Annotated in this window: 5 protein-coding genes; 2 read left to right on the top strand and 3 right to left on the bottom strand. The window is 61.3% G+C overall.

The features are described 5' to 3' along the window. From ACYVDE_RS14935 to ACYVDE_RS14945, 3 genes are all read right to left on the bottom strand, one after another. Positions 1–240 (bottom strand): hypothetical protein (locus ACYVDE_RS14935; protein WP_460502338.1); only part of this gene is annotated, 240 nt, incomplete at its 3' end. Positions 241–421: 181 nt separating this feature from the next. After that, positions 422–1,852 (bottom strand): transcription termination/antitermination protein NusA, encoded by a 1,431-nt coding sequence (nusA, locus tag ACYVDE_RS14940; protein WP_460502339.1) that lies wholly within the window; start codon positions 1,850–1,852, stop codon positions 422–424. Between the two features lie 97 nt (positions 1,853–1,949). Further along, the gene (locus tag ACYVDE_RS14945) at positions 1,950–2,420 is read right to left on the bottom strand and encodes a ribosome maturation factor RimP (protein WP_460502340.1); all 471 of its coding nucleotides are present in this window, start codon (positions 2,418–2,420) and stop codon (positions 1,950–1,952) included. Between the two features lie 377 nt (positions 2,421–2,797). Between ACYVDE_RS14945 and ACYVDE_RS14950 the strand changes: the two genes are divergently transcribed. Next, positions 2,798–3,349, top strand: a complete 552-nt coding sequence (locus ACYVDE_RS14950; RefSeq protein WP_460502341.1) for a DUF2911 domain-containing protein — start codon at positions 2,798–2,800, stop codon at positions 3,347–3,349. Between the two features lie 83 nt (positions 3,350–3,432). After that, positions 3,433–4,470, top strand: a complete 1,038-nt coding sequence (selD, locus tag ACYVDE_RS14955; RefSeq protein WP_460502342.1) for a selenide, water dikinase — start codon at positions 3,433–3,435, stop codon at positions 4,468–4,470. Positions 4,471–4,662: the final 192 nt, after the last annotated feature.

Consider the following 4,662-nt stretch of genomic DNA (forward strand, 5'->3'; position numbering starts at 1 on the left):
GGCAGCCGGCGCAGGCGTTGCCACCGGCGCGGGGCGCGGGGCTGGGACAGCAGGTTTCGGAGCCGCGTCGAGGTCGCTCTGGCGCTTGGCCTGAATGACTTTCTGGGCTTCTTGACGGTCGTGGGCAGAGGCGGCGAATTCCTTCTCCAGCGAGGCCACTTGCTCACCGGTGAGCTTCGTGGTCGGCTTGTTCTCTACTTGTATACCTTTTTTGGCCAGGGCTTCTACCACCCTGTCCATTCCAATATTCAGGTCTTTGGCCGCCTGTTGTAGCCGTTTCGGGGTTGCTTCCGCCATTCTATCTTTTCTCGCGTACGATACGCTTCTAATTGCAAAGGTATTACATTAAATCTTGCCAGCAGGGCACAAACCGCGCCTGCTGGCTCGATTTGTTACCCTTGCCGTACCGGCCGCGCGGCCGTCATTGGGCTGGCTCGGCGGGAGAGCCTGCGCCCGCTTCCTCAGCTGATGCCTCCGCCTCGCCAGCCAGCGGGGTGTGCTCGGCCGTGGTGGCAGTAGCCGAAGCGTGCGTTACGGCAGCTTCTTCGTTGGTTTTGCTGGCTGCTACACGGTTTTTGGCGGCTTCCAGCGTCGTGTCGTCAAGGTCCTCGTCGTCGGCAAATTCCTGACGGATGACGCGGTACACATCGTCCACGGTTTCTTCCTCCAGTTCGGTGCGGCGCACGATGTCGTCTTTCTTCACCGCCAATACGGCGCGACCGGTATCGAGGCCAATTTTCTTGAGCTCAGCCAGTACCCAAGGCTCAATTTCGTCCTGGAACTCGTCGAGCGAGATGTCTTCCTCGTAATCGGTAGCTTCGCGGAACACGTCGATTTCCATACCCACCAACCGGCTGGCCAGCTTGATGTTGGCACCGCCGCGGCCGATGGCCAGGCTCACCTGGTCAGGCTTCATGAATACCGAAACCCGGCCGTTCTCTTGGTTTATCTTCATAGAACCCACCTTGGCCGGCGATAGTGCCCGCGCAATGTAGAGCTCGAGGTTGTCGGTGTAGTTGATGATGTCGATGTTCTCGTTTTCGAGCTCACGCACCACCGGGTGAATGCGGCTGCCCTTCATGCCCACACAGGCACCCACGGGGTCGATGCGCTCGTCGTAGCTCTCCACGGCTACTTTGGCGCGCTCGCCGGGCTCGCGCACTACGTTCTTAATGACGATGAGGCCATCATAAATCTCGGGCACTTCGAGCTCGAACAAACGCTCGAGAAAGGCCGGCGCAGCGCGCGACAGAATGATTTTTGGCGTGCCGTTAATTACTTCCACGCGGTGAACCACGGCGCGTACGGTGTCGCCTTTGCGGAAACGGTCTTTGGGGATTTGCTCCGACTTGGGCATCACCAGCTCGTTATCGTCTTTGTCCATGATGAGGGCCTCGCGGCTCCACACTTGGTACACTTCGCCGGTCACGATTTCGCCCACCTGGTCCTTATACTTCTGGTACAGGTTGTCGCGCTCGAGGTCCTTCACGCGCTGAATCAGCGTCTGGCGGGCCATGAGCACGGCGCGACGGCCAAAGTCTTCCAGCTTCACGCCTTCAGCCACCGATTCGCCTACTTCAAAGTCGGGCTCGATTTTCTGGGCTTCGGCCAGCGGAATCTTGTCGTGGTCCCAGATGTCCTCGGAGTTGTCGTCCACGATTTCGCGGTTGCGCCAGATTTCGAGGTCGCCGTTGTCGGGGTTGATGATGACGTCGAAGTTTTCGTCCTGGTCGTACTTCTTGCGAATCATGGTGCGAAACACGTCGTCCAGGATGCTCATCATCGTGGGCCGGTCGATGTTCTTGCTCCGGGCAAATTCGCCGAAGGATTCAATGAGTTCGTGGCTGTTCATTTTTTGAGCTGTTAGCTAAGAGCGGTCGGCTGTTAGCTTTTTTTGAATGGAACAGAACGTCAGCTAACGGCTAGAGGCTGTTAGCTAACAGCTTAAATTACTTAAAGGAAATAACAACCTTGGCCTCTTTAATGTCCCCGAAGGAATAAAAAGCGGCGGGCAGCGTGACTTTCTTGGTTTTTTGCTTGAGCACTTCCTCAATTTCGACGCCCTCGGGCGTGGCGGTGATGAGGGTGCCGGTTTTTTCGGTGCCGTCGTTCAGCTTCAGGGCCAGCGAGCGGCCGATATGGCGCGCGTACTGACGCGGGTCGGTGAGGGGCTGGTCGGCACCGGGGCTGGTTACTTCGAGCGAGTACGCCGACTCCTCGCCGTAGTGCTCGTCGATGCGGCGGGCCAGGCGGCGGCTGATGGTAGCGCACTCGTTGATGCCCAGGCCGGTAGGCCCATCGAGCACGACGGTGACTTTGGGCAGCACCGAATCGGACACGGTGAGGCCCACAACAAATAACTCCTGGTCGCTCATGGCGTCGTGGAGCATCTCCAGCAGCAGGTTACGGTCGAAACGCATAGGGATTGAAACAAGCGGGCAAAAAAAGAGGGGACTGCGCGTCCCCTCTTTATCAGATTGAATACCAACTTCGGGGCAAAGGTACGACAATCGGGGGCGGAAAGCAAGATGAGCCGGGGCGGGCGGCGGGCATGGCGTAAAACCACCGCGACGGTGCCAACGATGACACCTCACCCCCGGCCCCAGTTCGCTTGATGCTTGAAGCCTTGGGGAGAGGGGAGCCTGACGGCTCTGTTTTGGAGTTCGGCAACACGGTAACACTTGCAACTGCGGCGGCAATCAGTGTCTTTGGCAAACCTCGGCAGCAGGTATGGGGTTTGCGGAGCGGCACCGAACTTCACGGCCTCATTCATCCTCATTTTCAATCAGTCATTCTTATGAAAGCTCACACCGTTCTTCGTTCGGCTGTTGTTGGCCTGGCCCTGGGGCTGGCCGGCGGCGCCCACGCCCAAACGACGCCCGCCACCATGCCCGCTCAGGGTGCCGCTAAAGAAAAGCCCAGCCCGGCCGCCACAGCCACCGGCAAAATCGGCAGCACCGACGTGACGGTGAACTACAGCAGCCCGGGCGTGAAGGGCCGCAAGATTTTCGGCGGACTGGAGCAGTACGGCAAGGTGTGGCGCGCCGGAGCCAACGAGGCCACCACGGTCGAGTTCAGCAAGGCCGTGACGGTGGAAGGCAAGGCGCTGCCGGCCGGCAAGTACGGCTTCTTCGTGATTCCGGCCGAAAGCGGGCCCTGGACGGTCATCTTCAACAAAACCGCCAACCAGTGGGGCGCCTTCAAATACGACGAGAAGCAGGACGCCCTGCGCGTGATGGTGACGCCCCGCAAATCGGCTACGCTGACGGAGCGGCTGGTGTACGAGGTGAAGTCGCCGGGCCTGGTGCTGCGCTGGGAGAACGTGGAGCTGCCGGTCAGCATTAAATAACCGACGCGGACTATTTGCAGTTGTAGCGGGCGGCTCCTCGGGGGCCGCCCGCGTACTTTTGTTGCATGCTGAATTCTGAACCGATGGAGTATAAACTCACCCAATACAGCCACGGCGCGGGCTGCGGCTGCAAAATTGCGCCGGCCGTGCTCGACCAGATGCTGCACACCAGCATTGCCCAGCCCCAGCACCCTAACCTGCTGGTGGGCAACGCCAGCCGCGACGATGCGGCCGTGTACGACATTGGCGGGGGCCAGGCGGTGATTTCGACCACTGACTTTTTCATGCCCATCGTGGACGATGCCTACGATTTCGGGCGCATTGCCTCGGCCAATGCCATTTCGGACGTGTACGCCATGGGCGGGCGGCCGCTGCTGGCCATTGCCGTACTGGGCTGGCCCGTGGATAAGCTGCCGCCAGAAGTAGCGCGTCGCGTGCTGGAAGGCGCCCGCAGCATCTGCGCCGAGGCGGGCATTCCGCTGGCCGGCGGCCACAGCATCGACTCGCCGGAGCCCATTTTCGGGCTGGCCGTGACGGGCATGGTGGCCATTAAAGACCTGAAGCAGAACGACACGGCCACGGCCGGCTCGGAGCTGTTCCTGACCAAGCCGCTTGGCGTGGGCATCATGACGACGGCCCAAAAGAAGGGGATTCTGCGTGATGAAGACGCCACCCTGGCCCCGGCCCAGATGATGCAGCTGAACAAGATTGGTGCGGAGCTAAGCCAGCTGAAAGCGGTATCGGCCCTGACCGACGTGACCGGCTTCGGCCTACTGGGCCACCTGGCCGAAGTGTGTGAAGGCAGCCACCTCACAGCCGAAATCGACTTCGCCAAAGTACCCCGCCTCGCGGTAGCCGAAAGCTACCTGAAGCAGGGCAGCGTGCCCGGCGGCACCGGCCGCAACTGGGCCAGCTACGGCCACAAAATTGGGCCCGTGACGGACGAGCAGCGCGCCTGGCTCTGCGACCCGCAAACGTCGGGCGGCCTGCTGGTGTGCGTGGAGCCGGCCGGGCGCGCGGCCGTGGAAGCCGTTTTTGCCAAGCACGGGCTGGCGCTGGAATCCTTCGGCCACCTGCGCGAGCACCACGATGGCGAAGCCTGGGTGCAGGTGCGGGCGTAGCGCGGGGCTGGTTTCGCAGGCATGAAGTCGACCTTTTTTCGGCCGCTGCTGGAGGCGGCCGTGGTAATTTTTGTGGTGCTGGGCGCGGCGCGCTGGGTTACGGGGCTGTTCTCGAAGCGCACCCACATGTACCAGGCCACGGCGGCCCGGCAGCTGCGGCTGCTGTTCTGGCCGCTGCTGGCGCTGGGCGCG

The organism is Hymenobacter agri (assembly GCF_054778495.1).

Excerpts from the sequence above, each read along its gene's own strand:
- nusA (WP_460502339.1), bottom strand. The coding sequence starts at position 1,852 with ATGAACAGCCACGAACTCATTGAATCCTTCGGCGAATTTGCCCGGAGC.
- ACYVDE_RS14945 (WP_460502340.1), bottom strand. The coding sequence starts at position 2,420 with ATGCGTTTCGACCGTAACCTGCTGCTGGAGATGCTCCACGACGCCATG.
- ACYVDE_RS14950 (WP_460502341.1), top strand. The coding sequence starts at position 2,798 with ATGAAAGCTCACACCGTTCTTCGTTCGGCTGTTGTTGGCCTGGCCCTG.
- selD (WP_460502342.1), top strand. The coding sequence starts at position 3,433 with ATGGAGTATAAACTCACCCAATACAGCCACGGCGCGGGCTGCGGCTGC.